Source organism: Streptomyces sp. NPDC000983, from assembly GCF_040299205.1.
GTDB lineage: Bacteria > Actinomycetota > Actinomycetes > Streptomycetales > Streptomycetaceae > Streptomyces.
In genome coordinates, this window is sequence record NZ_JBEPBM010000015.1 from 51,810 (window position 1) to 77,900 (window position 26,091).

Annotated in this window: 26 protein-coding genes; 11 read left to right on the forward strand and 15 right to left on the reverse strand. The window is 72.8% G+C overall.

The features are described from left to right. The first annotated feature begins 5 nt into the window (after positions 1–5). Positions 6–1,523, forward strand: a complete 1,518-nt coding sequence (locus tag ABT296_RS18950; RefSeq protein WP_351928670.1) for a serine/threonine protein kinase — start codon at positions 6–8, stop codon at positions 1,521–1,523. 6 nt (positions 1,524–1,529) lie between these two features. On the opposite strand, the gene ABT296_RS18955 is transcribed toward ABT296_RS18950, so the two are convergent. After that, a complete protein-coding gene (locus tag ABT296_RS18955; protein ID WP_351928672.1) occupies positions 1,530–2,915 on the reverse strand; it encodes a serine hydrolase domain-containing protein in 1,386 nt (461 codons plus the stop codon). A 167-nt stretch (positions 2,916–3,082) separates the two neighbouring features. On the opposite strand from ABT296_RS18955, the gene ABT296_RS18960 reads away from it, so the two are divergent. Together ABT296_RS18960 and ABT296_RS18965 are read left to right on the forward strand one after the other, a co-directional pair. After that, on the forward strand, positions 3,083–4,114 hold the full coding sequence (locus ABT296_RS18960) for a hypothetical protein (RefSeq protein WP_351928674.1): 1,032 nt from the start codon (positions 3,083–3,085) through the stop codon (positions 4,112–4,114). A gap of 63 nt (positions 4,115–4,177) precedes the next feature. Beyond that, positions 4,178–4,885, forward strand: a complete 708-nt coding sequence (locus tag ABT296_RS18965) for a DUF2238 domain-containing protein (RefSeq protein ID WP_351928675.1) — start codon at positions 4,178–4,180, stop codon at positions 4,883–4,885. Here the strand turns inward: ABT296_RS18965 and ABT296_RS18970 are convergent. Genes ABT296_RS18970 through ABT296_RS18980 form a run of 3 tightly spaced genes read right to left on the reverse strand, consistent with a single transcriptional unit; the run spans position 4,803 to position 7,600 of the window. After that, positions 4,803–5,303 carry a DUF6328 family protein gene (locus ABT296_RS18970; protein WP_351928677.1) on the reverse strand — a complete coding sequence of 167 codons (501 nt, stop codon included), beginning with the start codon at positions 5,301–5,303 and terminating at the stop codon, positions 4,803–4,805. The genes ABT296_RS18965 and ABT296_RS18970 overlap by 83 nt on opposite strands. 36 nt (positions 5,304–5,339) lie before the next feature. Continuing rightward, a complete protein-coding gene (locus ABT296_RS18975; protein WP_351928679.1) occupies positions 5,340–6,323 on the reverse strand; it encodes an aldo/keto reductase in 984 nt (327 codons plus the stop codon). Positions 6,324–6,379: 56 nt separating this feature from the next. Next, the gene (locus ABT296_RS18980; protein WP_351928681.1) at positions 6,380–7,600 is read right to left on the reverse strand and encodes an FAD-dependent monooxygenase; all 1,221 of its coding nucleotides are present in this window, start codon (positions 7,598–7,600) and stop codon (positions 6,380–6,382) included. A gap of 339 nt (positions 7,601–7,939) precedes the next feature. Here ABT296_RS18980 and melC1 point away from each other — a divergent pair, with 339 nt between their 5' ends. Then, positions 7,940–8,332, forward strand: coding sequence for an apotyrosinase chaperone MelC1 (melC1, locus tag ABT296_RS18985; RefSeq protein ID WP_351928683.1), 393 nt, complete (start codon positions 7,940–7,942; stop codon positions 8,330–8,332). Positions 8,333–8,366: 34 nt separating this feature from the next. Further along, a complete protein-coding gene (gene melC2, locus ABT296_RS18990) occupies positions 8,367–9,188 on the forward strand; it encodes a tyrosinase MelC2 (protein ID WP_351928685.1) in 822 nt (273 codons plus the stop codon). A gap of 49 nt (positions 9,189–9,237) precedes the next feature. Here the strand turns inward: melC2 and ABT296_RS18995 are convergent, their stop codons facing one another. Both ABT296_RS18995 and ABT296_RS19000 read right to left on the reverse strand, forming a co-directional pair. Continuing rightward, a complete protein-coding gene (locus ABT296_RS18995) occupies positions 9,238–9,921 on the reverse strand; it encodes a ribonuclease H family protein (protein ID WP_351928687.1) in 684 nt (227 codons plus the stop codon). A 35-nt stretch (positions 9,922–9,956) separates the two neighbouring features. Beyond that, positions 9,957–10,757 (reverse strand): VOC family protein, encoded by an 801-nt coding sequence (locus tag ABT296_RS19000; protein ID WP_351928689.1) that lies wholly within the window; start codon positions 10,755–10,757, stop codon positions 9,957–9,959. A gap of 390 nt (positions 10,758–11,147) precedes the next feature. Here ABT296_RS19000 and ABT296_RS19005 point away from each other — a divergent pair, with 390 nt between their 5' ends. The 3 genes from ABT296_RS19005 to ABT296_RS19015 are packed head-to-tail and all read left to right on the forward strand — an operon-like array spanning position 11,148 to position 14,562. After that, positions 11,148–12,581 carry a family 2B encapsulin nanocompartment shell protein gene (locus ABT296_RS19005; RefSeq protein ID WP_351928691.1) on the forward strand — a complete coding sequence of 478 codons (1,434 nt, stop codon included), beginning with the start codon at positions 11,148–11,150 and terminating at the stop codon, positions 12,579–12,581. Between the two features lie 17 nt (positions 12,582–12,598). Beyond that, positions 12,599–13,642: a family 2 encapsulin nanocompartment cargo protein terpene cyclase gene (locus tag ABT296_RS19010; RefSeq protein ID WP_351928693.1), complete on the forward strand. Its 1,044-nt coding sequence runs from the start codon at positions 12,599–12,601 to the stop codon at positions 13,640–13,642. 44 nt (positions 13,643–13,686) lie between these two features. Further along, entirely contained in the window at positions 13,687–14,562 is an 876-nt protein-coding gene (locus ABT296_RS19015; RefSeq protein ID WP_351928695.1) for a geranyl diphosphate 2-C-methyltransferase, read from the forward strand. A 45-nt stretch (positions 14,563–14,607) separates the two neighbouring features. Here the strand turns inward: ABT296_RS19015 and ABT296_RS19020 are convergent, their stop codons facing one another. Continuing rightward, complete coding sequence (locus ABT296_RS19020; RefSeq protein ID WP_351928697.1) at positions 14,608–15,090, reverse strand: VOC family protein; 483 nt, start codon at positions 15,088–15,090, stop codon at positions 14,608–14,610. A gap of 223 nt (positions 15,091–15,313) precedes the next feature. Between ABT296_RS19020 and ABT296_RS19025 the strand changes: the two genes are divergently transcribed. Together ABT296_RS19025 and ABT296_RS19030 are read left to right on the forward strand one after the other, a co-directional pair. After that, positions 15,314–15,952: an ATP-dependent Clp protease proteolytic subunit gene (locus tag ABT296_RS19025; RefSeq protein ID WP_351928699.1), complete on the forward strand. Its 639-nt coding sequence runs from the start codon at positions 15,314–15,316 to the stop codon at positions 15,950–15,952. 2 nt (positions 15,953–15,954) lie between these two features. Then, on the forward strand, positions 15,955–16,557 hold the full coding sequence (locus ABT296_RS19030; RefSeq protein WP_351928701.1) for a ClpP family protease: 603 nt from the start codon (positions 15,955–15,957) through the stop codon (positions 16,555–16,557). Between the two features lie 18 nt (positions 16,558–16,575). Here the strand turns inward: ABT296_RS19030 and ABT296_RS19035 are convergent, their stop codons facing one another. The 3 genes from ABT296_RS19035 to ABT296_RS19045 form a co-directional block, all read right to left on the reverse strand. Further along, the gene (locus ABT296_RS19035; RefSeq protein WP_351928703.1) at positions 16,576–17,043 is read right to left on the reverse strand and encodes a helix-turn-helix domain-containing protein; all 468 of its coding nucleotides are present in this window, start codon (positions 17,041–17,043) and stop codon (positions 16,576–16,578) included. 101 nt (positions 17,044–17,144) lie between these two features. Beyond that, positions 17,145–17,597 carry an ATP-binding protein gene (locus tag ABT296_RS19040; RefSeq protein ID WP_351928705.1) on the reverse strand — a complete coding sequence of 151 codons (453 nt, stop codon included), beginning with the start codon at positions 17,595–17,597 and terminating at the stop codon, positions 17,145–17,147. Positions 17,598–17,695: 98 nt separating this feature from the next. Then, positions 17,696–18,931 carry a DUF6777 domain-containing protein gene (locus tag ABT296_RS19045; protein WP_351928706.1) on the reverse strand — a complete coding sequence of 412 codons (1,236 nt, stop codon included), beginning with the start codon at positions 18,929–18,931 and terminating at the stop codon, positions 17,696–17,698. 160 nt (positions 18,932–19,091) lie between these two features. On the opposite strand from ABT296_RS19045, the gene ABT296_RS19050 reads away from it, so the two are divergent. Then, on the forward strand, positions 19,092–20,342 hold the full coding sequence (locus ABT296_RS19050; RefSeq protein WP_351928708.1) for a streptophobe family protein: 1,251 nt from the start codon (positions 19,092–19,094) through the stop codon (positions 20,340–20,342). 84 nt (positions 20,343–20,426) lie between these two features. On the opposite strand, the gene ABT296_RS19055 is transcribed toward ABT296_RS19050, so the two are convergent. The 5 genes from ABT296_RS19055 to mgrA form a co-directional block, all read right to left on the reverse strand. Further along, complete coding sequence (locus ABT296_RS19055) at positions 20,427–21,416, reverse strand: serine/threonine-protein kinase (protein ID WP_351928710.1); 990 nt, start codon at positions 21,414–21,416, stop codon at positions 20,427–20,429. Beyond that, positions 21,406–21,951: an SH3 domain-containing protein gene (locus tag ABT296_RS19060; protein WP_351928913.1), complete on the reverse strand. Its 546-nt coding sequence runs from the start codon at positions 21,949–21,951 to the stop codon at positions 21,406–21,408. Before ABT296_RS19060 ends, ABT296_RS19055 begins: the two co-directional genes overlap by 11 nt. Positions 21,952–21,965: 14 nt before the next feature. Next, positions 21,966–24,305: an ABC transporter ATP-binding protein/permease gene (locus ABT296_RS19065; protein WP_351928712.1), complete on the reverse strand. Its 2,340-nt coding sequence runs from the start codon at positions 24,303–24,305 to the stop codon at positions 21,966–21,968. A 46-nt stretch (positions 24,306–24,351) separates the two neighbouring features. Further along, on the reverse strand, positions 24,352–24,762 hold the full coding sequence (locus ABT296_RS19070; protein ID WP_351928714.1) for a hypothetical protein: 411 nt from the start codon (positions 24,760–24,762) through the stop codon (positions 24,352–24,354). Between the two features lie 327 nt (positions 24,763–25,089). Beyond that, positions 25,090–26,082, reverse strand: a complete 993-nt coding sequence (gene mgrA / locus ABT296_RS19075) for an L-glyceraldehyde 3-phosphate reductase (RefSeq protein WP_351928716.1) — start codon at positions 26,080–26,082, stop codon at positions 25,090–25,092. Positions 26,083–26,091: the final 9 nt, after the last annotated feature.

Below are 26,091 nucleotides of genomic sequence, written 5' to 3' on the forward strand. Positions count from 1 at the left end.
TGACCATGGTCAAGGCGCACGTCTCCACACCCGTTTCGGTCGCCGGGCGGTACCGGCTGGTCGAGGCCGTCCACCGGGAGACCAACCGCGTCTGCTGGTACGGCGAGGACATCGGCGTGGAACGGCCCTGCATGATCACGCAGATCGGGCTGCCGGAAGGCACCGACGGCGAGGAGGGCCGCCGGGTCACCGAACGCGTGATCCGCACGTCGGAACGGATGGGGCTGATGCTGCCCGACCGGGTCGCCGAAGTCCTCGACGCCGTCGAGGAGTCGGGCACCCTGTGGGTGGTCACCGAGTGGATCGAGGGCCGGCCGCTGGGCGAACTCCTGGCCCAGCAGGGCACGTTGAACTACGCCCGGGCCGCGCGCATCGGTCTCGAACTGCTCGACGTGCTGGAGGCGGCGCACGGGCAGGGCATCACCCACGGCGAACTCAGCCCCGGCCAGGTCTTCGTACCGGAGCGGGGGCCGGTCGTGGTCACCGGCTTCGGGCTGGCCGGCGCCACCCTCGCGCCCCGGCTGGCCGCGCCCGCCTACGCCGCCCCCGAGCAGGCGCGCGACGAGCGCCTCGGCCCCGCCGCGGACCTGTGGGCGCTGGGCGCGCTGCTCTACACGATGATCGAGGGGCGCCCCCCGTTCCGGGACCGGGGACGCCCGGAGGCCACGCTGAAGGGCGTGGACCGGCTGCCGCTGCGCGCCCCGGTACGGACCGGTCCGCTCACCCGGGCCGTGACCGGCCTGCTGCGCAAGGACTCGGTGGAGCGGCTGCCCCGTACGGTCGTCCGGGAGGCCCTCGCCCGCGTCCTCGACGACGAGGCCGCAGCGACGATGCCGCCGCCCCGGCTGCGCGGCCGGGGTCTGCCCCACCCGGGCTGGAGCAACCGCACCCTGATCGGCGGGACGGCGCTGGCGGTCGTCACGGTCGCGGTGGCCGTCCTCGCGGTGACGGACCGGCTGCCGGGCGGCTCCGACTCCCCCGCCGACGGGACGGCGGCGCGTCCCGCCCCGTCCGCCTCCGCCACCACCGGACCCGGCGCGAGACCGGCCCCCTCCCCCACCGAGTCCCCCTTCACCCGCTACGAGTCCCCGGAGGGCTTCGCCGTCACGGTCCCCGCGGGCTGGCGGCCGCTGAGCACCGACCGGGTCTCGGACCTGGCGTACCGGGTGGTCCTCGGGGCCGAGGGCGACCCGCGCACGCTCACCGTCACCTACAGCGAGCGGGTGGGCGCCGATCCGGTGGCCGTCTGGCGTGATGTGGAGCCCGCCCTGGAGCAGTCCGGCGGCTACCGCAGGATCGGCGAGATCACGGCGACGACGTACCGGGGCCGGGAGGCCGCCGAGATGGAGTGGCTCGCCGACGCCGACGGCACCCAGGTCCGCACCTTCGGCCGGGGCTATCTGCTCGGCGGCGGCCGCGGCTTCTCGCTGCGCTGGACGGCGCCCGCGGCCGACTGGAACGACACCGCCAACGGCGCGGCGCTGGCCACCGCGCTGCGCACCTTCGACGAACCCTCGGACTGAGAAGCCTCAGACTGACCGGCGGGGCGCGCCCATCGCGTGCAGCGGCCGTCCGTGCAGCGGCTCGGTGCGCCAGCGCGCCTCCAGGGTGCCCGCGCGCAGGGAGCCGGTCAGGGCGAGCCGGTGGGGGGTCTCCAGGAAGAGCACCTCCACCTCCAGGGTGTCGGCGTCGGTCCAGCCGCCGCTCACCGCGGTGGGGACCGGCCCCTCGGCGACGCTCCAGCCGCCCTGCGCCGCCGCCAGCTCCAGCCGGTGGCCGTCCCGTACGAGGGTCATCCGGTCGCCGTCCACCTCCAGGGTGGTCGCCCCGGAGCCGAGCACCACGGGGGGCCGGTCCCCGGTGGTGGTCTTGCCGGGGGCCGGGGGCAGCGCGAGCCCCGCCAGCCGCTCGGCCAGGGCAGCGTCGGCCGCCTCCCGGCCGGACAGCGGCTCCGGGCCGAACGCGGGCAGCAGATGGGTCCACGCCAGCTCCAGCATCCGCTGCATCTCCACGGTCGCCGCGGTCGTGGCGATCACGGCGTCGTGCTCGGGCAGCACCACGCAGAACTGGCCGTACGCGCCGTCGCCCCGGTAGCCGTGGCGGGAGGCCCAGAACTGCAGGCCGTAGCCCTGGCGCCAGTCCGCGTTCACGGCCGCCCCCTCGGTCGCGACCCACGGGCGGCTCGCCCGGGCCACCCACGACTCCGGCAGCACCCGCCGGCCCTGCCACATCCCGCGGTCCAGGTAGAGCTGGCCCAGCCGGGCGATCGCGTCGGTGGTGACGTGCAGTCCGCTGAAGCCCAGCTCCCGGCCGGACCGGTCCCGCAGCCACGCCGCCTCCCCGATGCCGATCGGGTCGAACAGCCGGGGCCGGAGATAGCCGGTCAGGGACTGCCCGGTGACCCGCTGGACGATCGCCCCCAGCGTGAAGGTGGCGCACTGGTTGTAGGCGAACACGCTCCCCGGGTCCCGCTCGGGCGGCAGCAGCAGGAACCCGCGCACCAGGTCCTCGGGGTCCAGGGCGTGCGCCCGGTCGACGGTGTCCGCCTCGTGCCCGCTGGCCATCGACGCCACATGCCGTACGAGCATCGCGCGGCTGCGCGGGTCGGTGACCTCGGCGTCGAGCTCCGGGAAGTAGGAGAGCACCGGGTCGTCCAGGTCCAGCAGCCCCTCGTCGACGGCGAACCCGGCGGCGGTGGAGGTGAAGCTCTTGCTGAGCGAGTACACCAGGTGCAGGCGCTCGGCCGTGTACGGCGCCCACCAGCCGGACGCCACCAGCCGGCCGTGCCGCATGATCATGAGGCTGTGCGGCTCGATGTCCGGATCGGCCTCCAGCGCGTCGAGGAAGGCCAGCGGTCCGGCGGCGTCGACGCCCTGGGAGGCGGGCGTGGCCGTGGGCAGTGAGCGAGTCGTCATGGGGGCTTCCCTACCCAGCGGGGCGACGGCTCGTACCCCTGTGCGGCCGGATGCCGTGGGCCGGACACACCGGCTGCTCGGCAAACCGTCGCATGCAGGCGCATATAGGCTTCCGGTCTGCACCCGTGCGTCCCCCAGCCCGGCCCAGCCTCTCAGGAGAGTCCTCCGTGACCCTAGCGCTCGCCCCGTCCGAGACGTCCCCCGCGCCGCTGTCCGACCTCGTCGCCCGTGACGCGCGCGAGTTCGGTGTGTACGCCCGTACCGGCGGCTGGGCCTTCGGCCTGATGGTCGCGCGCAGTGTGCGGCCCGGCGGCCAGGGCGCCGAGGAGACCCCGAAGGTGTCGGCGAAGGAGTTCGCCGAGCTCGCCGGGTGCTCCCCGGATCGGGTGATGCGCTACTACAAGGCCTGGGACCGGGCCGCCGACGACGGTGTCGTCCCGCACTTCGAGGCGCTCCAGCCCGGCGCCGAGGTGGAACTCCCGGACGCCGAGCTGTGGTTGAGCTACTACGTCTCCCGCAACAGCGCGACCTCCGAGCGCGGCACCGCCATCGCCGAGGCCGCCGAGGCCGAGGGCATCCGGCCGACGAAGGCGCTGGAGGTCGCGGAGAACCCCACCGCGCTGCGCGCCGCCATCCTCGCCGACCCCTCCACCGCCCGCGCGGCCCGCAGCGCGCTCCTGGACCGCCTCAAGGAGGACCCGGACCTCCAGGCGGAGCTGGCCCGCGACGTGGTGCGCACGGACGACCTGAAGAAGGCCGTCGCCAGCGAGAGCCGCGCCGCCGACCGGATCGGCTACGTCCGCCAGATCGCGGAGTCCGGGCAGGTCAAGACCCCCGCCGGGCAGACCATCGACGCCCCCGCCGACCTGCGGCAGGAGGCCGAGCGGCATCTGTCGCTGATCGACGAGCTGGACGAGGACGAGGACGCCGGGGTGTGGGCCGGCGAGGCCTACGAGACGATGCGCGGCCTGGTCGCCGAGACGGTGGAGGCCGACCCCGAACTGCGGGTCCGGGAACGGCGGACGAAGTTCTACAGCAGCCTGCAGAAGGCGACGAAGGTGTTCGAGGAGCTGACCTTCGACGACGCGCAGGAGTTCGTCGAGGACGACATGGTGCAGCAGTTGGAGGATCTCCAGCGGGCGATCGCCTCGTGCATCGCCGAGTTGCGCGGGGCCCGGAACGCGGGTGCGGCTGAGTAGCCGTACTCATGCCGCCGCGGCGGCGCCCGGCCACGATGGGGCTCCCACGACAAGGAGCCCCCGATGCCCGTTGCCCTCTCCTCCCCGCGTCCCGCGCTGCCCGCCCTGTCGGCCGCGGTGGTGGTCGCGGCTCTGGCCCTCTCGGCCTGGTCCCCGCACGACCGCGCGACCTGGTTCCTGGAGACGGTGTGGGTGCTGGCCGGGCTGCCGCTGCTGTTCCTGACCCGCAGGCGCTTCCCGCTGACGGACCTGCTGTACTGCCTGCTCGCCGCGCACGCCCTGGTGCTGCTGGTGGGCGGCCACTACACCTACGCCGAGGTGCCGCTCGGCGACTGGGTCCGCGACACCTTCGGCCTGGAGCGCAACCCGTACAACAGGTTCGGGCATCTGATGCAGGGCTTCGTCCCGGCCCTGCTGGTACGGGAGTTGCTCCGCCGGACCTCCCCGCTGACGGGGAGCGGCTGGCTGGCGCCGCTGACGGTCTGCGCCTGTCTGGCCTTCAGCGCCGTCTTCGAGATGCTGGAGTGGGCGGCCGCGGTGATCGGCGGCGAGGCCGCCGACGCGTTCCTCGCCACCCAGGGCGACGTCTGGGACACCCAGTGGGACATGTTCTGCGCGCTGATCGGGGCGAGCCTGTCGCTGCTGCTGCTCAGCCGGCTGCACGACCGGCGGCTCGCCGCGCTGCGGCTCAGTCGTCCGACGTGTAGCGGCTCCGGACCCACCACGGCAGCAGGAACCAGCACAGCAGGTACCACGCGACGACACCGGTGACCAGCCACGGCACGTAGCCGTCGTGGGTGGCCACCCGGAGTATCAGCAGCAGCGAGGAGGTCAGGGTGGCCAGCAGCAGAACCAGCCCGACCATGGTCAGCCGGGCGGCCCAGGTCACCGCGTGCGTCTTGATCCGCCGTCCGGAGACCACCCGGTGCAGGGCGACCGGGCCGATCAGCGCTCCGGTGGCGGCGGCGCCCACCACGACGGTCACGAGGTAGATGGTCTTCTCGGTGTCGCCCAGGTCCGCGTAGGTCGGGGTGAACACGACCGTCAGCAGGAAACCGAAGAGGATCTGTACGCCCATCTGGGCGACCCGGACCTCCTGGAGGAGTTCGGCCCACTTGCGGTCGGCGCGCTCCTCCTCGGTCTCGTCGCGTCCGTCGCGTGTCTCGCGTCTGCCTGCCGTCTCCACCATGCGGCCCGAGTGCCCAGCCGCCGTCGGGTCAAACGCTCACCAGCGGTTCTCCACCTGCTCCTTGATCCGGCGGTCGTAGAGATCGCGGATCGCGGTGAGGGTCTCCTGCGACAGCTCCGGCAGCTCGGCGGCGGCCGCGTTGGCGCGGGCCTGCCGGGGCGAGCGGGCGCCGGGGATCACGGTGGTCACACCGGGCTGCTGGACGATCCAGCGCAGGGCCAGCTGGGCCGGGGTGAAGCCCTCGGGGGCGAGGGCGGCGAACTCCACGGCGGCCTCGACGCCCGTCGCGTAGTCCACGCCGGAGAAGGTCTCGCCCTGGTCGAAGGACTCGCCGTGCCGGTTGTAGGTGCGGTGGTCGTTCTCGGGGAAGACGGTGTCCTTGGTGTACTTCCCGGAGAGCAGACCGGAGGCGAGCGGGACGCGGGCGATGATGCCGACGCCCGCCTCCCGGGCCACCGGCAGCACCTCGTACAGCGGCTTCATGCGGAACGGGTTGAGGATGATCTGCACGCTGGCCACGCCCGGCCGGGCGATGGCGGTGAGCGCCTCGGCGCAGGTCTCCACGCTCACGCCGTAGGCGGCGATCCGCTCCTCGGCGACCAGGGTGTCCAGGGCGTCGAAGACCTCGTCGGTGGAGTGGACGGGGGTCGGCGGGCAGTGCAGCTGGACCAGGTCGATGCGGTCGACGCCGAGGTTGCGGCGGGAACGGTCGTTCCAGGCGCGGAAGTTGTCCAGGACGTAGTTCTCGGGGATCTGCTCGACCCGGCGGCCCATCTTGGTGGCGACCATGACGTGCAGATCGGGCCGGCCGCTCAGGAAGGAGGCGATGGTCTCCTCGCTGCGGCCGTCGCCGTAGACGTCGGCGGTGTCGAAGAAGGTCACCCCGGCCTCGGCCGCCGCCTCCAGCACCCGGAGGGCTTCCTTGTCGTCCACGTCGCCCCAGTCGGCGCCGAGTTGCCAGGTGCCGAGACCGATCACGGAGGCGTGCTGCTGTGACCTGCTGAATGTGCGCTCTTCCATGGCGCCAGTCTGTCATCCGCCCCGCGTGCCGGCCGCGCGGGGCGGGCGCCGTACGGCTACTTCCGCGAGGTCAGCGAGCGTGCCTGGACCGTGCGGGCGAGCCTGGGGCCGAGCCAGCGCTTGAGCCGGCGCAGCGAGTCGAGCTGTCCGGCCGCCCGGTCGAGGCGGTAGTAGAGCTGGGGCGGGACGTGGGGCAGCAGCGGTGAGTGGCGCTGGCCGAGGAGGGCGAACATGTGCTCGGGGGGCAGCCGGATGTAGCGGGGCAGGTTCTCGTACCACTGGGCGCTGTAGCGGGCCGCGCTCTGCAGGGGCAGGAGGGCCTGTTTGCGGGCCCGCTCGTAGTGGGCGAGGGCGTCGGGCAGTGCGGTGTGCTCGCGCAGGGCGCCGGCCAGCTCGATGGCGTCCTCCAGGGCGAGGGTGGTGCCGGCGCCGATGGAGTAGTGGGTGGTGTGGGCGGCGTCGCCGAGCAGGACGAGGTTGCCGTGGTGCCAGGTGCGGTTGGTCAGGGTGCGGAAGTGCAGCCAGGGCGAGCTGCCGTCGGCCGGGGAGCGGCCGATGAGGGCGTGGCCGTCGAGGGTGTCGGCGAACAGCTTCTCCAGCAGGGCGAGCCCTTCGGCCTCGTCGGCGCGGTCCAGGCCCAGTCCGGTGAAGGTCTCGGGGGCGCATTCGACGACGCAGGTGCTGTGGTCGGGCCCGAATCCGTAGCCGTAGGCCCAGATCCAGCCGTGGTCGGTCTCCACGAAGGCGAAGGTGAAGGCGTCGAAGACCTTGGTGGTGCCGAGCCAGATGTAGTGGTTGCGGCCCTCGCGGATCTCGGTGCCGAAGCGGTCCGCGTGCCGGCCGCGCAGTGCGCTGTGCACGCCGTCGCTCGCCACGACCAGGTCGGCTCCGGGCGGCGGGGCGGCGGCGTCGACCTCCCGCTCGTACTCGACGTGGACGCCGAGGGAGCGGGCCCGGGTCGCGAGGATGTCCAGCAGCCGGTGCCGGCCGATGCCGAAGCCCTCGTCGCCGGGGTGCCGGGTGGTCAGGTCCCGCACCCGGGCGACGCCCTCGGTCCAGCTGACCGAGTGCTCGGCGAGGGCGCGGGCGGAGTCCGGGTCGTGCGCGTGGAGCCTGTCGAGCAGTGGGCGCCAGTAGGTGACGCCCCAGCCGTACGTCGAGCCCTCGGCGTTGCGCTCGTGGACGGTGATGTCGTGGGACGGGTCCTGGAGCTTGAGCAGGATCGACAGGTACAGGCCGGCGGGCCCGCCTCCGACACAGGCGACCTTCACGCGCACCCCTTGGAGTCACTCGATGCGTTCATTGCGAGACGGAGAGTAGCAGCGGGGTGACCTCCGGCCCGGCCGCCGGATCGCGTCACCTTCCGGGGGTGACCTGGGCCACCGGCGACGCGGGGGCGGGGCAAGGATCACCCGAACCAGGCCCTCCAGGGGAAGGAATTGCCCGTTCCGGGGGCGACCTCCATCGCCGGAGCCAAGATCATCTTTGTTCAACCCTGTATGACATGTGGGTAATTGTCCTGATCGCAGCCAACCGCTTCCGAGCGATTTCTCCCGGTCCCACCGCTCCCGATAGGCATACGGGGTCACCGTCCGAGACCGAACCGGGAGATCCGTATGCCGGAACTCAGCCGCCGCCGCGCGCTCACCGCCGCTGCCGCCCTCGCCGCCACCCCCACCGCCGCCGCGCTCACCGCCCCGACCGCCCGGGCCGCGGGTCACCACGGCTCCTCGCCCGCCCCCTTCGACGAGGTCTACAAGGGCCGCCGGATACAGGGCCGGTCACGCCCGGGCGGCGGCCACGGCGATCACGGCGGGGGCCACCACGACCACGGCGGCGGCTATGCGGTCCTCGTGGACGGGGTGGAGCTGCATGTGATGCGCAACGCCGACGGCAGCTGGATCAGCGTCGTCAGCCACTACGACCCGGTGGCCACGCCGCGCGCCGCGGCACGGGCCGCGGTGGACGAGCTCCAGGGCGCCGCACTGCTGCCCTTCCCCGCCAACTGACCCGCCCTTCCAGCACTTTCGGGAGCCTTCGCACATGACTGTCCGCAAGAACCAGGCGACCCTGACCGCCGACGAGAAGCGCCGCTTCGTCGCCGCCGTCCTGGAGCTCAAGCGCACCGGCCGCTACGACGAGTTCGTCACCACCCACAACGCCTTCATCGTGTCCGACACGGACAACGGCGAGCGCACCGGCCATCGTTCGCCGTCCTTCCTGCCCTGGCACCGCAGATTCCTGCTCGACTTCGAGCGGGCCCTTCAGGCGGTCGACGCGTCGGTGGCACTGCCGTACTGGGACTGGACCGTCGACCGCACCCCGCGGGCCTCGCTGTGGGCACCGGACTTCCTCGGCGGCACCGGGCGCAGCCTGGACGGCCGGGTCACCGACGGCCCGTTCGCCGCCGCGTCCGGCAACTGGCCGGTCAACGTCCTTATCGACGGCCGTACTTATCTGCGCCGGGCCCTCGGCGGCGGCCGCCCGCTGCCGACCCGGGCCGAGGTGGACTCGGTGCTCGCCATGGAGACGTACGACATGGCGCCCTGGAACAGCGGCTCGGACGGCTTCCGCAACCATCTGGAGGGGTGGCGCGGGGTCAACCTGCACAACCGGGTGCATGTGTGGGTGGGCGGCCAGATGGCGACCGGGGTGTCGCCCAACGACCCGGTGTTCTGGCTGCACCACGCCTTCGTGGACAAGCTGTGGGCGGACTGGCAGCGCCGCCACCCCCGCTCCGGCTATCTGCCGGCCGCGGGCACCCCGGACGTGGTCGACCTCGGCGACACGATGAAGCCGTGGAACGACGTACGGCCGGCGGACCTGCTGGACCACACGCCGCACTACACCTTCGACGCCGCCTGAGCCGGACCGGCGCTCGGCGCCCGGCCGTGGGGCCGCCGTGCGACCGGGCTCAGCCCTCGGCCGTGCGGCACTCCGGGTGGCCCCAGCCCTGCGGGTTCTTGGCGATCGGCTCGCCCGCCGCGTAGGAGCGGCCGCACAGGCAGCGGCCGGGGAACTTCGCCTTGATGGTGCGCGCGGAGGACGAGCCGCCGCTCTTCTTCGCGGCAGCGGGGCGGCGGCGCGGGGTCTTGGCGGGGGTGTCCGGGGAGGGCGGCGGCTCGGGCGAGCCGTGGTCGCTGCCCGCGGCCTCCTGCGCGGTGGCCGCCTGGCTCGCCGCGCGGTCGGCGAAGTCGTTGAGGCGGTCGCCGTCGACCTGGTGGGCGGGCACGTAGCGGAACTCCACCGAGCGGCCGGCCAGCAGTTCGTCGATGCGTACGACGAGTTCCTGGTTGGCGACCGGCTTGCCGCCGGAGGTCTTCCAGCCGTTGCGCTTCCACCCGGGCAGCCAGGTGGTGACCGCCTTCATGGCGTACTGGGAGTCCATCCGGACCTCCAGGGGCACGCCGGGGTCGGTGGCGGCGAGCAGCCGCTCCAGGGCGGTCAGCTCGGCGACGTTGTTGGTGGCCTTGCCGAGCGGGCCGGCCTCCCAGCGGGCCGGGGTCTCCGTCTCGTCGGCGACGACCCAGGCCCAGCCGGCGGGACCGGGATTTCCCTTCGAAGCCCCGTCGCACGCGGCCACTGCTCGTTCACGCATGTGCCGATCATGCCATGGGCCGACGGGGTGACCGCTCAGACGTCGGTGAGCTCGGGCATCTCCCCCTGGGTGGTGGTGACGTCGATCACCGAGAAGTTCGCGCCCTGCGGGTCGCTCAGCGCGGCGAACCGGCCGAAGGGGCTGTCCATCGGCCCGAACCGCAGGATCCCGCCCAGCTCGGTGGCCTTCGCGACGGCCGCGTCGCAGTCGGCGACGCTGAAGTAGACGTTGATGTACGCCGGCACCTCGGGCGGGAACTCCTCGGTCATCCTCATCCGGCCGAGGACCGGCGCCTCGCCGACGTTGAAGATCCGGAAGTCCATCCCGTCGTCGTCCATCTGCCGTGCGGTGTAACCGGGGAACACCGCCGGGAAGAACGCGTCGGACCGGTCGGGCTCCCGGGTGAAGACCTCGGCCCAGCAGAACGCGCCGGGCTGCTCCCCGGTCGCCTCGAAGCCCTCGTGCGTACCGCCCTGCCACACGCCGAAGACGACCCCGCCGGGGTCGCGGGCCAGGCACATCGTGCCGAAGTCACCGACCCGCATCGGCTCCATCAGCACCTCGCCTCCGCTCTCCCGGATCCGCGCGGCGGTGGTAGCGGCGTCGGGGGAGGCGAAGTAGAGGCACCACTGGGACGCGCCCTCCTGGCCGGGCATGGGCGGGACGACGGCGGCGGCCGCCTTGCCGTCCGCGTACGCCTGGGTGTAGTCGCCGAACTCCGACGACGACTCGGCGAAGGTCCAGCCCAGGACGTCGCCGTAGAAGCGCTTGGCTCCCTCGACGTCACCGAACATCGCGTCGGCCCAACAGGGGGTTCCCTCTGGCTGTACGGCCATGAGCGCGGCCTCTCCAAGTAGGTTCCGGGTCCGCTTCCACACGCTAGCCACCCCCCGCGCGGAGCGCGCGCCGAACGGATGATCCACCACGGACCAGGAGGAACCGGCGCTGCGGCGGCCCGCGCGCGGTGACCTTCGTACGCGGCTCGCGCGCGCCCCGCGCGCCGGCCGTCCGGGGCCCGTGGACCGGCGCGCGATCATCCGCTGGGACCGGCTCCGCCCCGATCGGGGGGTTTGCACATCCGGCGCGCGAAACCGCCCCTTTCACGCGGTTCCCGGCAGTCACCCGGCGCTGTTTGCCTTGTGTACAGGCAGCGCTCGCTGTCCACCTCGCGCCACCGGGGCGCCGTTCCCCCCGCCCACCCCCTGCCCCCCTCCAGGGAGGGACCCGTGTCCGCACCCGAAAGTGCCGCCGATCCCGAAGTCGACGACCCCGCCACCCCCACCCGCCCGTTCACCAGCCTCAGCACCCGAGCGGCCCGCCAGCTCACCACGACCACCAAGTCCGAACCCCAGATGCAGGCCATCACCTCGCGGTGGCTGCTGAAGATGCTGCCCTGGGTCGATGTGCGGGGCGGCGCCTACCGGGTCAACCGGCGGCTCCAGCTGAGCATCGGCCGCGGCCGGGTGCAGTTCGACCAGAACGGCGCGGACGACGTCCGGGTCATCCCCGAGACCCTCACCGAGCTGCCGGTGCTGCGCGGCTACACCGACACCGAGGCGCTGCGCGAGATCGCCTCCCGGTTCCGGGTCCGCGAGGTGCGGGCGGGCCAGGTCCTCTTCGAGGCCGGGCAGCCGGTCACCGAGGCGTATCTCGTCGTGCACGGCCGCTTCACCCGCTTCACCGCCGGCAAGTACGGCGAGGAGGAGGTCATCGGGGTCGTCACCGACGGCGAGGGCATGGGCGACGAGGCGGTCGGCCGGGCCGACCCGCTCTGGCTCAGCTCGGTCCGCGCGGAGACGGCCGGGGTGGTGCTCGTCCTGCCCTGGGACTCGCTCATGGAGTACGTGGACCGCGCCCCCTCGCTCGCCGCCCAACTGGCCGCGTACGCCGAGCGGCAGAGCAAACCCATGAACCGCAAGGGCGAGGCCGATGTGCCGGTCCAGGCCGGCCACAGCGGCGAACCCACCCTGACCGGCGGCTTCGTCGACTACGAACTCGCCCCGCGCGAATACGAGTTGTCCCTGACCCAGACCGTGCTGCGGGTGCACACCCGGGTCGCCGACCTCTACAACGACCCGATGGACCAGACCGAGCAGCAACTGCGGCTCACCATCGAGGAGATCCGCGAGCGCCAGGAGTGGGAGCTGGTCAACAACCGGGAGTTCGGGCTGCTCCACAACACCGCCTACGACCAGCGGATCAGCACCTTCGGCGGGCCGCCGACCCCGGACGACCTGGACGAGCTGCTCTCCATGCGGCGCAAGACCCGGCTCTTCCTGGCCCACCCGAAGGCCATCGCGGCCTTCTTCCGCCAGTGCAACCGGCGCGGTCTGGTGCCCGGCACGGCGACCGTCGACGGTCACGAGGTGCCCGCCTGGCGGGGCGTGCCGATGCTGCCGTGCGGCAAGATCCCGATCGGCCCCCGGCACAGCACCAGCATCATCGCGCTGCGCACCGGCGAGGCCGACCAGGGCGTGGTGGGCCTGTACCAGACCGGGATCCCGGAGGAGTACCAACCGGGCCTGAACGTGCGGTTCATGGGCATCGACGAGGCCGCGATCCTGCGCTACCTCGTCACGGCCTACTACTCCGTCGCGATCCTCGTGCCGGACGCCGCCGGAATCCTGGAGAACGTCCAGATCGGCCGGACGGCCGACTGACCGGGCGGAGTACCCGTATGAGCACGTCCACGTTCCGGGCGCCCGGCGCCCCCAACCTCGCCCGCTCGGTGCGGGCCCGGCGCACCGGGGCCGTACCCGGACTGCTGTACCGGCCCGCGGTGCCGGCCGACCCCAAGAAGGCCGCGGAGGTGGATCTGCGGCTGGAGGCGTGGGCCCGCGCCCTCGACCTGTTCCCCGCCGCGTGGTCCGGCGACTTCGCGGGGTTCGGCTTCGGCCGCGCGGTGGCGCTCCAGCACCCGGGCGCCGCCGACCTGGACCGCCTCACCGCGGCCGGCAAGCTGCTCCTCGCCGAGAACGTCGTCGACAGCTGCTACTGCGAGGTCTCCGAGGGCCGGGGCGCGTCGGCGCGCGGTCTGGGCGGGCGGCTGGTCATCGCCCAGTCGGCGCTCGACCCGTACCACGGCGACCCCGCCACGGAGGAGCGCTGGCGCCACGGCGTCCAGGCGGACGGGCCGCTGCGCTCGTACCACTGGGCGCTCAAGGAGTACGCCGCGTTCGCCACGCCGAGCCAGACCGGGCGGCTGGTGCACGACATCGCCCGGCTGCACCTGGGCTACCTCGGGGAGGCGGCCTGGGCGGAGACCGGCCACATGCCGCACGTCTGGGAGTACTTGACGATGCGTCAGTTCAACAACTTCCGGCCCTGCCTGTCGCTGGTCGACGCCGTCGACGGCTACGAGCTGCCCGAGGCCCTGTACGCCCGGCCGGAGATCCAGCGGGTGACGGCGCTGGCCTGCAACGCCACCACGATCGTCAACGACCTGTACTCCTTCACCAAGGAGCTGGCGAGCGACCCCACCCATCCGAACCTGCCCGTGGTGGTCGCCGCCGAGGAGCGGTGCGGGCTCAGGGCCGCCTATCTGGAGTCCGTCGAGATCCACAACCGGATCATGACCGCCTTCGAGGAGGAGGCGGCGGCGGTCTCCGCCCTGTCCCCGCTCGTCGAGCGCTACACCGGCGGGCTCGCGGCCTGGGTCGCCGGCAACCACGAGTGGCACGCCACCAACAGCCACCGCTACCACCTGCCCGACTACTGGTAACCCCCACCCTGACACAACGTCAGAGACACCAGGAGGAATCCGCGTTGAGCTCCACCGAAGTCGGCGCCACGACCGTGCCGGTGCCGTCCCAGTCCTCGTACCAGAACCGCGTGGCGGACTACTGGAACGCCGAGGAGAACCCGGTCAACCTCGAACTCGGGAAGATCGACGACCTCTACCACCACCACTACGGCGTCGGCGCCGCCGACGTGTCGGTGCTCGACGAGCCCGACCCCGAACTGCGCCAGGAGCGGATCACCGCCGAACTGCACCGTCTGGAGCACGCGCAGGCCGAGCTTCTCGCCGAGCGGCTCGGCCCGCTCACCCCCGCCGACCGGGTCTTCGACGCCGGCTGCGGACGTGGCGGCGGCAGCGTCGTGGCCCATCTGCGCCACGGCTGCGGGGCCGACGGGGTCACCCTCTCCGAGAAGCAGGCCGAGTTCGCCAACGAGCAGGCCCGCAAGCGGGGCATCGACGACCGGGTGCGCTACCACTGCCGCAACATGCTCGACACCGGCCTGCCCACGGGCGGGTACGCGGCCTCGTGGAACAACGAGTCGACCATGTACGTCGAGCTGGACCTGCTCTTCGCCGAGCACGCCCGGCTGCTGCGCCGCGGCGGACGCTATGTGGTGATCACCGGCTGCTACAACGACACCTACGGGCGCGCCTCGCGCGAGGTGTCGCTGATCAACGCGCACTACATCTGCGACATCCATCCCCGCTCGGCCTACTTCCGGGCGATGGCGCGCAACCGGCTGGTGCCGGTCCATGTGGAGGACCTGACCGCGGCGACGATCCCCTACTGGGAGCTGCGCCAACAGGCCGAGCACCTCGTCACCGGCATCGAGGAGACGTTCCTCGGCGCGTACCGGAACGGCAGTTTCCAGTACCTGCTGATCGCCGCCGACCGGGTGTGAGGCGGGCCCGGCGTCCGGTGCCACGGACGCCGGGCGCGGCCGCGCTCACTCGCCCTCGTACGCCTTGCGCAGGGCCGCGATGTCGAGCTTGCCCATGCCGAGCATCGCCTGGGTCGCGCGGGCCGCCTTGGCCGGGTCCGGGTCGGTCGTCATGGCTTCCAGGGTGTCCGGGATCACCTGCCAGGACACCCCGTACCTGTCCTTCAGCCAGCCGCACGGGCCGGGCTCGCCGCCGCCTTCGGTGAGCCTGGTCCAGTAGTGGTCGATCTCCTCCTGGTCCTCGCAGAGGATCATGAAGGAGACGGCCTCGTTGAACTTGAACTCGGGGCCGCCGTTGAGCGCGAGGAACCGGTGGCCGTTGGCCGTGAACTCCACGGTCAGCACGGTGCCCGCGGGGCGGGGCGCGCCCTCGGGGTAGTGGGCGATCTTCCCGATGCCGGAGTTCTTGAAGATCGACACGTAGTGGTGCGCGGCCTCCTCGGCCTCGTTGTCGAACCACAGACATGTGGTGAATCCGGTGCTGGCCATCGGTACCTCCTGGGTGCGGAACACGGTCACCTCTGCAGACCGGTCCTGGCGCCGGAACTCATCGGCCGGGCGGCGGACTGACCCGTACGGCCGTCGCGACGGCCCGCCCGGCGGGCCGCTCTGCCGATGGCGAATCTGCCCCGGGCAGAGAAATCCCCGGTGAACGGGTCGGGCGGCCGACAGTGGGGTGGACGGCATCCGCACCACGACGAGGAGGGCACCCATGACCCCGTTCACCGCGCTCGCGCCACGGGCCGAGGAGGGCGACACCCCGCCCAGCCGGTTCGACGACCAGTTGGCCGCCCAGCTGCTGGGGCAGCGGATCGTACTGCTGGGCACCCAGGTCGACGAGGTCTCCGCGAACCGGGTCTGCGCGCAGCTGCTGATCCTCTCCGCCGAGGACCCGCGCACCGACATCAGCCTGTACATCAACAGCCCCGGCGGCTCGGTCCACGCGGGCCTCGCCGTCTACGACACCATGCGGCTGATCCCGAACGACGTCTCGACGCTGGCCATGGGCTTCGCGGCCAGCATGGGCCAGTTCCTGCTGAGCGTGGGCGCACCCGGCAAACGGTTCGCCCTGCCCCACGCGCGCATCATGATGCACCAGCCGTCGGCCGGAATCGGCGGCACGACCGCGGACATCGAGATCCAGGCGGAGAACCTGGAGCACACCAAGCGGACCATCGAGCGGCTCACCGCCGAGCACACCGGCCAGAGCCCGGAGACGATCTCCCGGGACGGCGACCGGGACCGCTGGTTCACGGCCGAGGAGGCCAGGGAGTACGGCCTGGTCGACCGGGTGGTGGAGTCCTTCACCGACGTACGCCCGGCGGCCTCCAAGCGACGGATGGGACTGTAGACATGGGGAGTTACACGATTCCGAACGTCATCGAGCGGACCCCGCAGGGCGAGCGCTCCTTCGACGTCTTCAGCCGGCTGCTCAACGAGCGGATCATCTTCATCGGCACCGAGATCGACGACGGGGTGGCCAATGTCGTCATCGCGCAACTCCTCCATCTGGAGTCGGCGGCACCCGAGAACGAGATCGCGATCTACCTCAACTCCCCCGGCGGATCGTTCACTTCGCTGATGGCGATCTACGACACCATGACCTACGTGCAGGCGCCGGTCTCCACCTTCTGCGTGGGGCAGGCGGCGTCCACGGCGGCCGTGCTGCTGGCCGGCGGGGACGCCGGGCGGCGGTTCGTGCTGGAGCACGCCCGGGTGCTCCTCGGGCAGCCCGCCAGCGGCGGACGCCAGGGCACGGTCTCCGACCTGGCCCTCCAGGCCAAGGAGATGGTCCGGATCCGGGGCCAGGTCGAGGAGGTGCTGGCCCGCCACACCCACCACGACCCCGCGACGCTCCGCGCCGACATGGACCGCGACAAGGTGTTCACGGCCGAGGAGGCCGTGGCGTACGGGCTGGCCGACGAGGTGGTCTCCCGGCGCCTCGTCAGGACGTGAGACGCCGGGCACCCGCGGTCAGGCGGCCAGGCAGAGTCCGTCGTAGGAGGAACCGGCCCCGCGGCTTCGGACCGTGCCGTGCCGGGAGGTGAGCCGGACCAGCTCGCCCTGGGCCCGGGAGAGCAGGTCGCCGAGGCCGAGGCCGAGGGCGTGCGCGGCGGCCGCGAGGACCTCCGAGGAGGCCTCCTTGCGGCCCCGCTCCACCTCGGAGAGGTAGGGCATCGAGATCCGGGCGGCGTCGGCCACGTCCTTCAGGGTGCGCTCCTGGTCGAGGCGCTCCCGGCGCAGGACGTCGCCGACGAGGTCCCGCCACAGGGGTTCTCTGGGGGCGGGCGCGGGTGCGACGGGCTGCGGGCGCGCGGGTTCCTTGCGGGCGAGGTCCTTGCGGGGCGGGTCCTGGCGCGCGGGTCCCCGGCGTGCGGACTCCGGGCGCGCGGACGGGCGCAGCGGGATGACACGGGCTTGGTTCGGCGCTTGGTCGCTCACCCTCCCAGCCTAGGAGCCGTGGCCGTGGGGGGAAGGCCGGGGCGTTCTGCCCTCGGAAGAATCGCCGGGCGCGAACAGGGGGTTGACGGGCGCGCCGCCGGTCAGCGGTCGCTCAGCCACATCGCTGCGCGGACCCGCTTGCCGACCGGGACGTGTTCGACGGCGACCTCGGCCGCCAGCGCGTGCACGATCTCCAGACCGTGCCGCCCGACCCGTTCGGGGTCCCTGGGGAAGCGGCGGGGCAGTGCGGCGCTGCTGTCGTAGACGGACACCGTCACCCGCGCGTCGGTGCCCTCCAGGTCGAGGATGTAGGGGCCGTTGCTGTGCCGGTCGGCGTTGGTGACCAGTTCGCTGACGACCAGGAGGATCTCCTCGTGGGTCCGCTCGCCGATCGCCGCGCACCACTCGGTGCGCAGCCGGTCGAGGAAGCCCGCGGCGAAGGCCCTGGCCTCGGCGATGCACCCCGGCTCACCGGTGTAGTGGGCCGCCCTCCTCAGCGGCTCCACGGGCACGTCGAAATCAGTAGGAATCACTGCCCCGTCGTGTTCGATCATGCGTTTCTCTCTCGGAAGCCGGCCCGGCCGGACGCTGCTGCATCAGGGCTCGTACCCCGTGAAGCGCCCGGCAGTCCCCCTGCCGAGCGCCGGGTGCGTCACACCTCGGGCGAGCTCGCGGGAGAGAGCGGGCTGCCGCTGGCGGGGAGCGACTCGGAGGCGGGCGCCTCGGCGGAGGAGGTGTCGGCGCTCTCCGGCACCGAGGGGGGTTCGGAGGACGGCTCCGAGGGGGACTCTGAGGTCGGGGGCGTGGTCGGCTCGGAGGGCGCCGTCGAGGTCGGCGGGCAGTTCGGCGGGTCGCCGGTCGGCGTCGCGGTCGGGGTGCCCGGGCAGGTGATCGTGGTGCCGGTGGACGGCGACTTCGAGGGCGGGGTGCTCGGTGACACGGAGGGCCGGTGGGCGGGCGGGTCGGTCTTCTTGTCCTTGTGCCCGGTGTCGCCGGACTCCCGGCGGAACCAGTCGTCGTGCTCGTCGTCGTAGACCACGAAGACGTTGACGACCGTCGTGGAGGGTGCGACCACGACGACGTTCGAGGGGTTGTACGAGGGCCAGGAGTCGCCCGTGGTCCTGGGCGTGGACTGCTGGGCGACCGGCGGGGTCAGCGGGTTGCCGCAGGCGCAGCGCACCCGGGGCACCCCGCGGTCGTCGACCAGGACGGCGGTGCCGGTCTGGAGGACGGCCTGGTAGGGGGTGGCCCTGCCGTCCTGGTAGCCGTGGTTGGTGACCCGGGTGTCCAGCCGCAGCTGCACCGGGGTCAGGTCGCGCAGGTACGCCGGCACACCGGCCGGCTCCACGTCGGCGACGGACGCGAACGCGTCGTTCTTCTCCGGCTCCCCCTGGAGTGCCTTGATCTGCTTCTCCACGTCGCAGCTGGCCGTGTTGCGGGTACCGCCGTACAGGCCGGGGGCGCCGCCGTCGACACCGCGGACGGTGTTGCCGGTGGCGGTCGGCGTGGCCGGGGACGGGGTGACCGGCGGGGCCGAGCTGTCCGTCGCGGCGGACTCGGTGAAGGGGTCGGGGCCGCTCTCGCCGGCCGCCTGGAGGAAGACCTCGCCGCCCGAGCCGCCGCCGCCGTCGCCCCGGCTGAAGACCAGCGCGAGCACCACGGCCGCGACCACGACCGTGGTCAGCACCGCGATCCGGGGCGCCGAACGCCACCAGGCCCGGTGGGGTTCCGGCTCCGGCGCCCCGCCACCGCCGCCGGTTCCCGTCGGCGGCGGGGGCGGCTGCGACGGGGGTTGTGAGGGCGGCCCGGAAGGAGGCTGCGAGGGTCCGGACAGCGGACCCGAGGGGGGTCCTGTCGGTCGGCCCGAGGACGGAGGTTCGACGCTCACGAGCCCTTCTTCCCGATGCGGGACCTCACGGCGTTCGCACGGTGTGCCGTTTCTTCCACATCGTCACCATTGTGTGCGCCGGTGCGGCACGGTCCGCAAGCGGACCGCCGGACGGCCCTCCCGGCAGGCGCGCCCCGAAGGTGCTGCTTAGCGTGGCAGGGTGAGCGCACGCACCCCCTCCGACCAGGCGGTGGCCCGCCACGGCTGGCCGCAGGCCGTGGCCGTGGTGCTGGCCGGACTGCTGGCCATGGGTGTGGTCGCCGCCCTGGGCCTGTGGGCGGCCGGTGCCACCGGCCTGCCGGACAACGCCTTTCCCCGGGTCGTGGCCGCGACCGTGGTCACCGCCGTCGGCGGCACCGTGGAGATGTCGGGCGACGCGGGCGGACTGGCCGAGTCGGCCGCCGGCCTGACCGTGATGCCGCTGTCCGTGACGCTCGTCGGCGCACTGGTGATCGCGGCCGGCTTCCTGCGGCCGCTGCGGCACCGGGCCGTGGCCGGCGCCCGCGAGCTGCTGGGCTGGGCCGCCCGGATCGCGGTGCTGTGGCTGGCGGCGCTGCTCGGCGTGGCCCTCGCCGCCCGCCAGGACTTCACCGTCTCCCTCGGCGACGACACCCTGGCGGACCTGGGCGATCTGTTCGGCATCTCGCCGAAGGTGGGGTTCCGCACCGACGTGCCGCCGACCCTGTTCTTCGGCCTGCTGTGGCTGGCGGGTGTGGTGGTGCTGGCTCTGCTGGTCTCCCGCGGCGCTCCGCTGCCGCCCCGGCTGCTGCGCTTCCAGGAGTCGGTGCGTCCGGCGGCGTACGCCATGGTCGTGCTGCTGCTGGTGTGTGTCGCCGTCGGTGTGGTGATCGGGGTGGTCGTGGCGGCCACCCGCGGCCACGCCCGGGAGACCCTCGCCGTCATCCTGCTCGGTCTGCCCAATCTGGTCTGGCTCGCCTTCACGATCGGGCTCGGGGCGACCTGGGACGGCAGGGTCGACGGCCCGTTCGACCTGCCGATGCCGCATGTCCTGGACGAGGTGCTGCGGGGTTCGGAGACGGCGACGCTCAATCTGAGCACGCTCGCCGAGTACGACGGCCGGGTGTGGTGGCTGGTGGCGGTGGACGCGGTGCTGGTGCTGGCCGCCGGGTTCGTGTCGGCGGCCCGCTCGCCGCGCCGGATGCGCGTCTGGCAGCACGCGGTGCATCTGGCGGTGGCGCTGGCGCTGACGGTGCTGATGATCTGCCTGGTCGGCCGGCTCTCCGCGCACTACGGCCTCTCGGTGCTGGGCATCGGCGACCTCGGGGGCGATCTGGGCGGGGAGCTGCTGCTGGAGCCGCAGGTGTGGGGCGCGCTGGGCTTCGCGCTGCTGTGGGGCCTGGCCGGGGGCTTCCTCGGGGGGCTGCTCGCCCGGCCGGTACGGCGTCCCTGAACAGGGCGTCCTGAGTACGGCCTGGCCGACGTCGGCGCCCCTGAGCCGTACGCGGGCCGGGTCGGGCCGGCCCAGCCCTGTCGGTCACCTGCCGCCGAAGAACGGCTCCGCCCAGCGCGGCGGTGGCTTCGGGCCCTCCGCCGGGCCCTCCGCGGCCCTCAGATCGACCCGCGTCGGCGGGTGGACCCGCTCCGGATCGCCCTGCAGCGCGGCGCGCAGCGCGGCCACGAAGGCGAGGCAGGAGTCGTACCGGTCGTCGGGGCTCTTGGCCAGCGCCTTGGCGAACACCCCGTCGACCCGGACCGGCAGGTCGGGCCGCAGGGAGGTGAGCGGCGGCGGCTCGTCGTACTGGTGGGCCCAGAGCAGTGCCATGTCGTCGTCCCGCCGGAAGGGCGGCTGCCCGGCCAGGCACTCGTGGACGACGCAGGCGAAGCCGTAGACGTCGCAGCGGGCGTCGACGGGCTTGCCGGAGATCTGTTCGGGCGACACGTAGTCGAGGGTGCCGACGAACTGGCCGACGGTGGTGAACCCCGTCAGGGACAGCGACTTCTTCGTCAGTCCGAAGTCGGTGAGATAGGCGTGCTCGGGGTGGTCGCTGTCCGTGCCGCGGGCGACCAGGATGTTGCCGGGCTTCACATCGCGGTGGACCAGGCCGTGTTCGTGGGCAGCGTCGAGCGCGGAGGCCACCTGGGCGGCGATCCTGACGGCCGTCGCGGGGGTGAGCGGGCCCTGGCGGTCCAGCAGGTGGCGCAGGTCGCTGCCGGCCACGAACCGCATGGCGATGTACAGGACGCCGTCGGTCTCGCCCGCCTCGAAGACCGGCACGATGTGCGGGTGGTCGATCGAGGCGGCGGCCCGGGACTCATGGGTGAAACGGCGGCGGAAGGTGTCGTTGCGGGCGAGTTCGGGGGCGAGCAGCTTCAGCGCGACCGTCCGGTCCAGGCGCAGGTCCCGGGCGCGGTAGACGACGGCCATGCCGCCGCGGCCGATCTCCGCCTCGATGCGGTAGCCGGCCACCTGCCGGCCGATCAGTTCGGAGGGACGGCCGGAGAACAGGCTCGTCTCACGGGCCATCGGGGTTCACCACCTGGGTGGCGGTGTGGTCGCGGTCGGCCGCTTCGGCGCGGGGTGCCGCGTCGGTGGTGAACGTGCTCAGGCTCATGCCGTCGGCGTAGACCCAGCGGCCGTGGTCGGTGTCGTAGAGCCAGACGTGCTCGCCCTCGACGACCACGCCGATGCGCAGGCCGTGGGTGCGGGCGCGGAAGGACTCGCCGTCCAGGCCGCCGGCGGCGAGGTCCTCCACGGCCGCGCGGTAGCGGGCCAGGGCCTGCTCGGTGCGGGTGAGGTGGGGGCGGGGGTCGGCGGTGCGGGCCAGGGCGGCGTCGGGGGTGGGCGGGTCCTGGGGCACGGCGACCAGATGGCGGCCGTCGACCCAGGCCGACCAGCCGTTGGCGCACAGGATGTGGCCCCAGTCGCCGCGCCGTTCGAGGAGCTGGACCGGCAGCAGCGGGTCCAGGGGCACTGTGGGCCGGGCGGGGTCGGGCGCCACCCAGGCGGGCATGCCGTGGGCGGGGGCGACGTGGGTGGGACGGAAGCCGGGGGTCGTCATCGTCACGGTGGGGCCTACTTCCGCATCACGACGGGTTCCTGGCGGCGCAGCAGCCGGGAGACCAGCCAGCCGAAGAGCACGGACAGGACGATCAGCATGCCGATGTTCAGCAGCCACACGCCCGCCGAGTGACGGAACAGCGGGTCGCCGGTCAGTTCGCCGGGCACGATCCGCGCCAGGTCTACGGTGCCGGCCATCGCGCCCAGGGCCCAGCGCGAGGGCACCAGCCAGGCGAGCTGCTCCAGGCCGGGGACGCCGTCGAGTTTCAGCAGGGCGCCGCAGAACACCACCTGGACGATGGCGAGCAGCACCAGCAGCGGCATCGTCACCTCCTCCTTGCGCACCAGCGCGGAGACCAGCAGGCCGAGCATCATCGCGGTGAACGCGAGCAGGGCGACGGCGACGGTGATCTCCACCAGCGGTGGCATCAGCACGCCCTCGCCGCCGGGGGCGTTGAGGTCGACGCCGAGCAGGCCGACGAGGGTCAGCACCACGGCCTGGAACACGGTGACGGTGCCGAGGACGACGACCTTGGACATCAGGTACGCCGATCTGGACAGGCCGACGGCGCGCTCGCGCCGGTAGATCACCCGTTCCTTGACCAGTTCGCGCACGGCGTTGGCGGCGCCGGTGAGGACCGCGCCGACGCACAGGATGAGCAGCGCGTTCATCGCGGTGTCCCGGGTCAGCTCGCCGCCGGCCAGGGCGCGGGCCATGGCGCCCATCACGAACGGCAGGGCGATCATGATGATGAGGAAGGTGCGGTCGGCGCCGAGGGCCGCGGTGTAGCGGCGGACGAGGGTGCCGAGCTGGGCGGCGCGGCTGCGGGGCCGGCGCGGCGGGGTGATGACGACCGGTCCGGTGCGGTCCAGCGGAGGCTGGGCGGTGGCGTCGACGACGTAGCGGCGGTGCGCCGGGGAGGCGGCGTAGTCGCCGGCCCAGTCGCGGTCCCGGTCGCGCTCGAACGCCTCGAACGCCTCCGGCCACTCGGTGAAGCCGAAGTAGGCGAGGGCGTCCTCGGGCGGCCCGTAGTAGGCGATCCGGCCGCCGGGCGCGAGGACCAGGAGGCGGTCGCAGACGTCGAGGCTGAGGACGCTGTGGGTGACGACGATGACGGTACGGCCGTCGTCCGCCAGCCCCCGGAGCATGTGCATGACCGAGCGGTCCATGCCGGGGTCGAGTCCCGAGGTGGGTTCGTCGAGGAAGAGCAGGGAGGGTTTCGTGAGCAGTTCCAGGGCGACGCTGACCCGCTTGCGCTGACCGCCGGAGAGGCTGTGCACGGGCTGTCCGGCGCGCTGTTCGAGGCCGAGTTCGCGGATGACCTCGTCGACCCTGGCCTGTCGTTCGGCCTTCGCGGTGTCCTGCGGGAAGCGCAGTTCGGCGGCGTAGGACAGGGCGGCGCGGACGGTGAGCTGGGCGTGCAGGATGTCGTCCTGCGGGACCAGGCCGATGCGCTGGCGCAGTTCGGCGTAGTCGCGGTAGAGGTCGCGGCCGTCGTAGACGACGGTGCCGTGGTCGGCGGGCCGCTGGCCGGTGAGCGCGTTCAGGAGGGTGGACTTCCCGGCGCCGCTGGGTCCGACGACGGCGAGCAGGCACTTCTCCCCCACCGGGAAGGAGACGTCGTCGAGGAGGGTCTTGCGGCCGCGGTCGACGGCGACGGTGAGGTCCTGCACCTCCAGGGAGACCTCGCCGGTGTCGACGTACTCCTGGAGCTCGTCGCCGACCAGGCAGAACGCCGAGTGCCCGATGCCGATGACGTCGCCCGGGCCCACCGGGGCGGAGGTGATCGCGCCGCCGTTGAGGTAGGTGCCGTTGTGGCTGCCGAGGTCGGCGATCTCGTGGCCGCCGTCGGGCAGGGCGCGCAGCTCGGCGTGGTGGCGGGAGACGACGAGGTCGTCGAGGACGAGGTCGTTGTCGGGGGCGCGGCCGATGCGGACCGTACGGGCGGGTACCGGGCGCACGGTGGTCGGCTGCCGGAAGGTGCCGGTGAGCGCGGGCATCGACACGGCCGAGGGGCGTTCCGGGGCGGGCCGGGGGCGGTCCAGGAGGACGGCGCGGGGGCCGTCGGCGATGTTGCCGAAGCGGATCTCGGTGCCGGGGCCGACGTCCCGGGCGCGGATGCGTCGGCCGTCGGCGTAGGTGCCGTTGGTGCTGCCCTCGTCCTGGAGGGTCCAGTGGTCGCCGGCGGGATGCAGGACGGCGTGGTGCCAGGAGACCCGGGCGTCGTCGAGGACGACATCGCTGAGGGGGTCGCGGCCCACGTGGTAGTCGCGGCCGGGAGTCATCACCGTGGAGCCCGACTCGGTCTCCAGCACGAGTACGGGCGCTGTCGGTGCCAGAGGCCTATCCGCCATGTCTGAATTCTACCGATTCACCCGATCGCGCGCCTGGCGCGGGGGCTCAACCGACGGGGGCGAACAGGGATTGACCGGTGCGCTGCATCCGCAGGGCGTCGATGGACTCGGCGAGCAGTTCGTACTCGGTGGTCTCGTCGCTGATGGCGATACGGACCAGCCGGCCGGCGGCCAACTGCTCGGCGACCAGCTCCTGCCGGCCGGAGTCGCCGCACCAGGCTCGCAGCACGGCGGGCACGTCGGGGACGGTCTCGGCGACGGGGACGAGGGCGCTCGGGGGGAAGTGCTCGGCATCGGGACGCGGGTCTAATCGCTCGGCGATCCAGGAGGCGCGGTCCCTCAGCCACCACAGGGCGAGCGCCAGCGTGGGCGCCCGGTAGGTGCCGAGCGGGACTCCGATACGCCGGCCGCCGCAGGTGCCGTACGCCGTGACATGGCACAGGAATTCGTCGTGCACGTCTCACTCCCCCGTGGTGCTTTCGCCTCTCGGCGGGGCCTAGCTTCCGTGCGGCTCGGTGCTGTGCGGTGTGTTTCGGTGCTGTGCGGGTCGGTGCCGTGCGTGAGGGGAACCTCGCTCCGCGTGAAGTGCCCGCTGCTTTTGAGTATGTTCACTACTGAATCACTGTCACCATGACTTTCCGGCCAGTCTCCTGGCATATTCACCGAGATCGTTGGCCGAAAGCAGAGGGCGCGACGGGCCCCGGGAGCCCGCCGCCGGCCCCGGAGACACGAAGGTGCCCGGGGCGACGGTCCGCGCCCCGGGCACCTCGGCGTCCGCTTCCGCTCAGCCCTTGGCGGCCTCGTCGATCCGGGCCAGTTCCTCGGCGTCGAAGTCGAGGTTGCGAATCGCGGCCACACTGTCCTCCAGCTGCTGCGGGCTGCTCGCGCCGACCAGCGCCGAGGTCACCCGGCCGCCGCGCAGCACCCAGGCCAGCGCCATCTGGGCCAGCGACTGGCCGCGGGACTTCGCCAGGTCGTTCAGCGTCCGCAGCCGCGCGACCAGGTCCTCGGTGAGCGCGTCGGAGTTCAGGAACGGGCTGTCGCTCGCGGCCCGGGAGCCCTCGGGGATGCCGTCCAGGTAGCGGCCCGTCAGCAGGCCCTGCTCCAGCGGGGAGTAGGCGATGGAGCCGACCTGGAGCTCGTCCAGCGCGTCCAGCAGGCCCTCGTCCTCGGGACGCCGGTCGAGCAGGGAGTAGCGCGGCTGGTGGATCAGGAGCGGGGTGCCCAGCTCACCGAGGATGCGGGCCGCCTCCCGGGTCTGCTCCGCCGAGTAGTTCGAGACGCCGACGTAGAGCGCCTTGCCCTGCTGGACGGCCGAGTGCAGCGCACCCATCGTCTCCTCCAGCGGAGTCTCAGGGTCCGGGCGGTGCGAGTAGAAGACGTCGACGTAGTCCAGGCCCATCCGCTTCAGGCTCTGGTCGAGGGAGGACAGCAGGTACTTGCGGGAGCCCCACTCGCCGTACGGGCCGGGCCACATCAGGTATCCGGCCTTGGTGGAGATGACGAGTTCGTCGCGGTGCGCGGCGAAATCGGCCTTCAGCGCCTCGCCCAGCGCCGACTCGGCGGCCCCGGGCGGCGGGCCGTAGTTGTTGGCCAGGTCGAAGTGGGTGACGCCGAGGTCGAAGGCGCGGCGCAGGATCGCGCGCTGGGTCTGCACCGGGCGGTCCGGGCCGAAGTTGTGCCACAGGCCGAGCGACAGCGCGGGAAGTTTCAGGCCGCTGCGTCCGGTGCGCCGGTAGGGCATGTCCGCGTAGCGGTCGGGGTGCGGGGTGTACAACGCGACTCC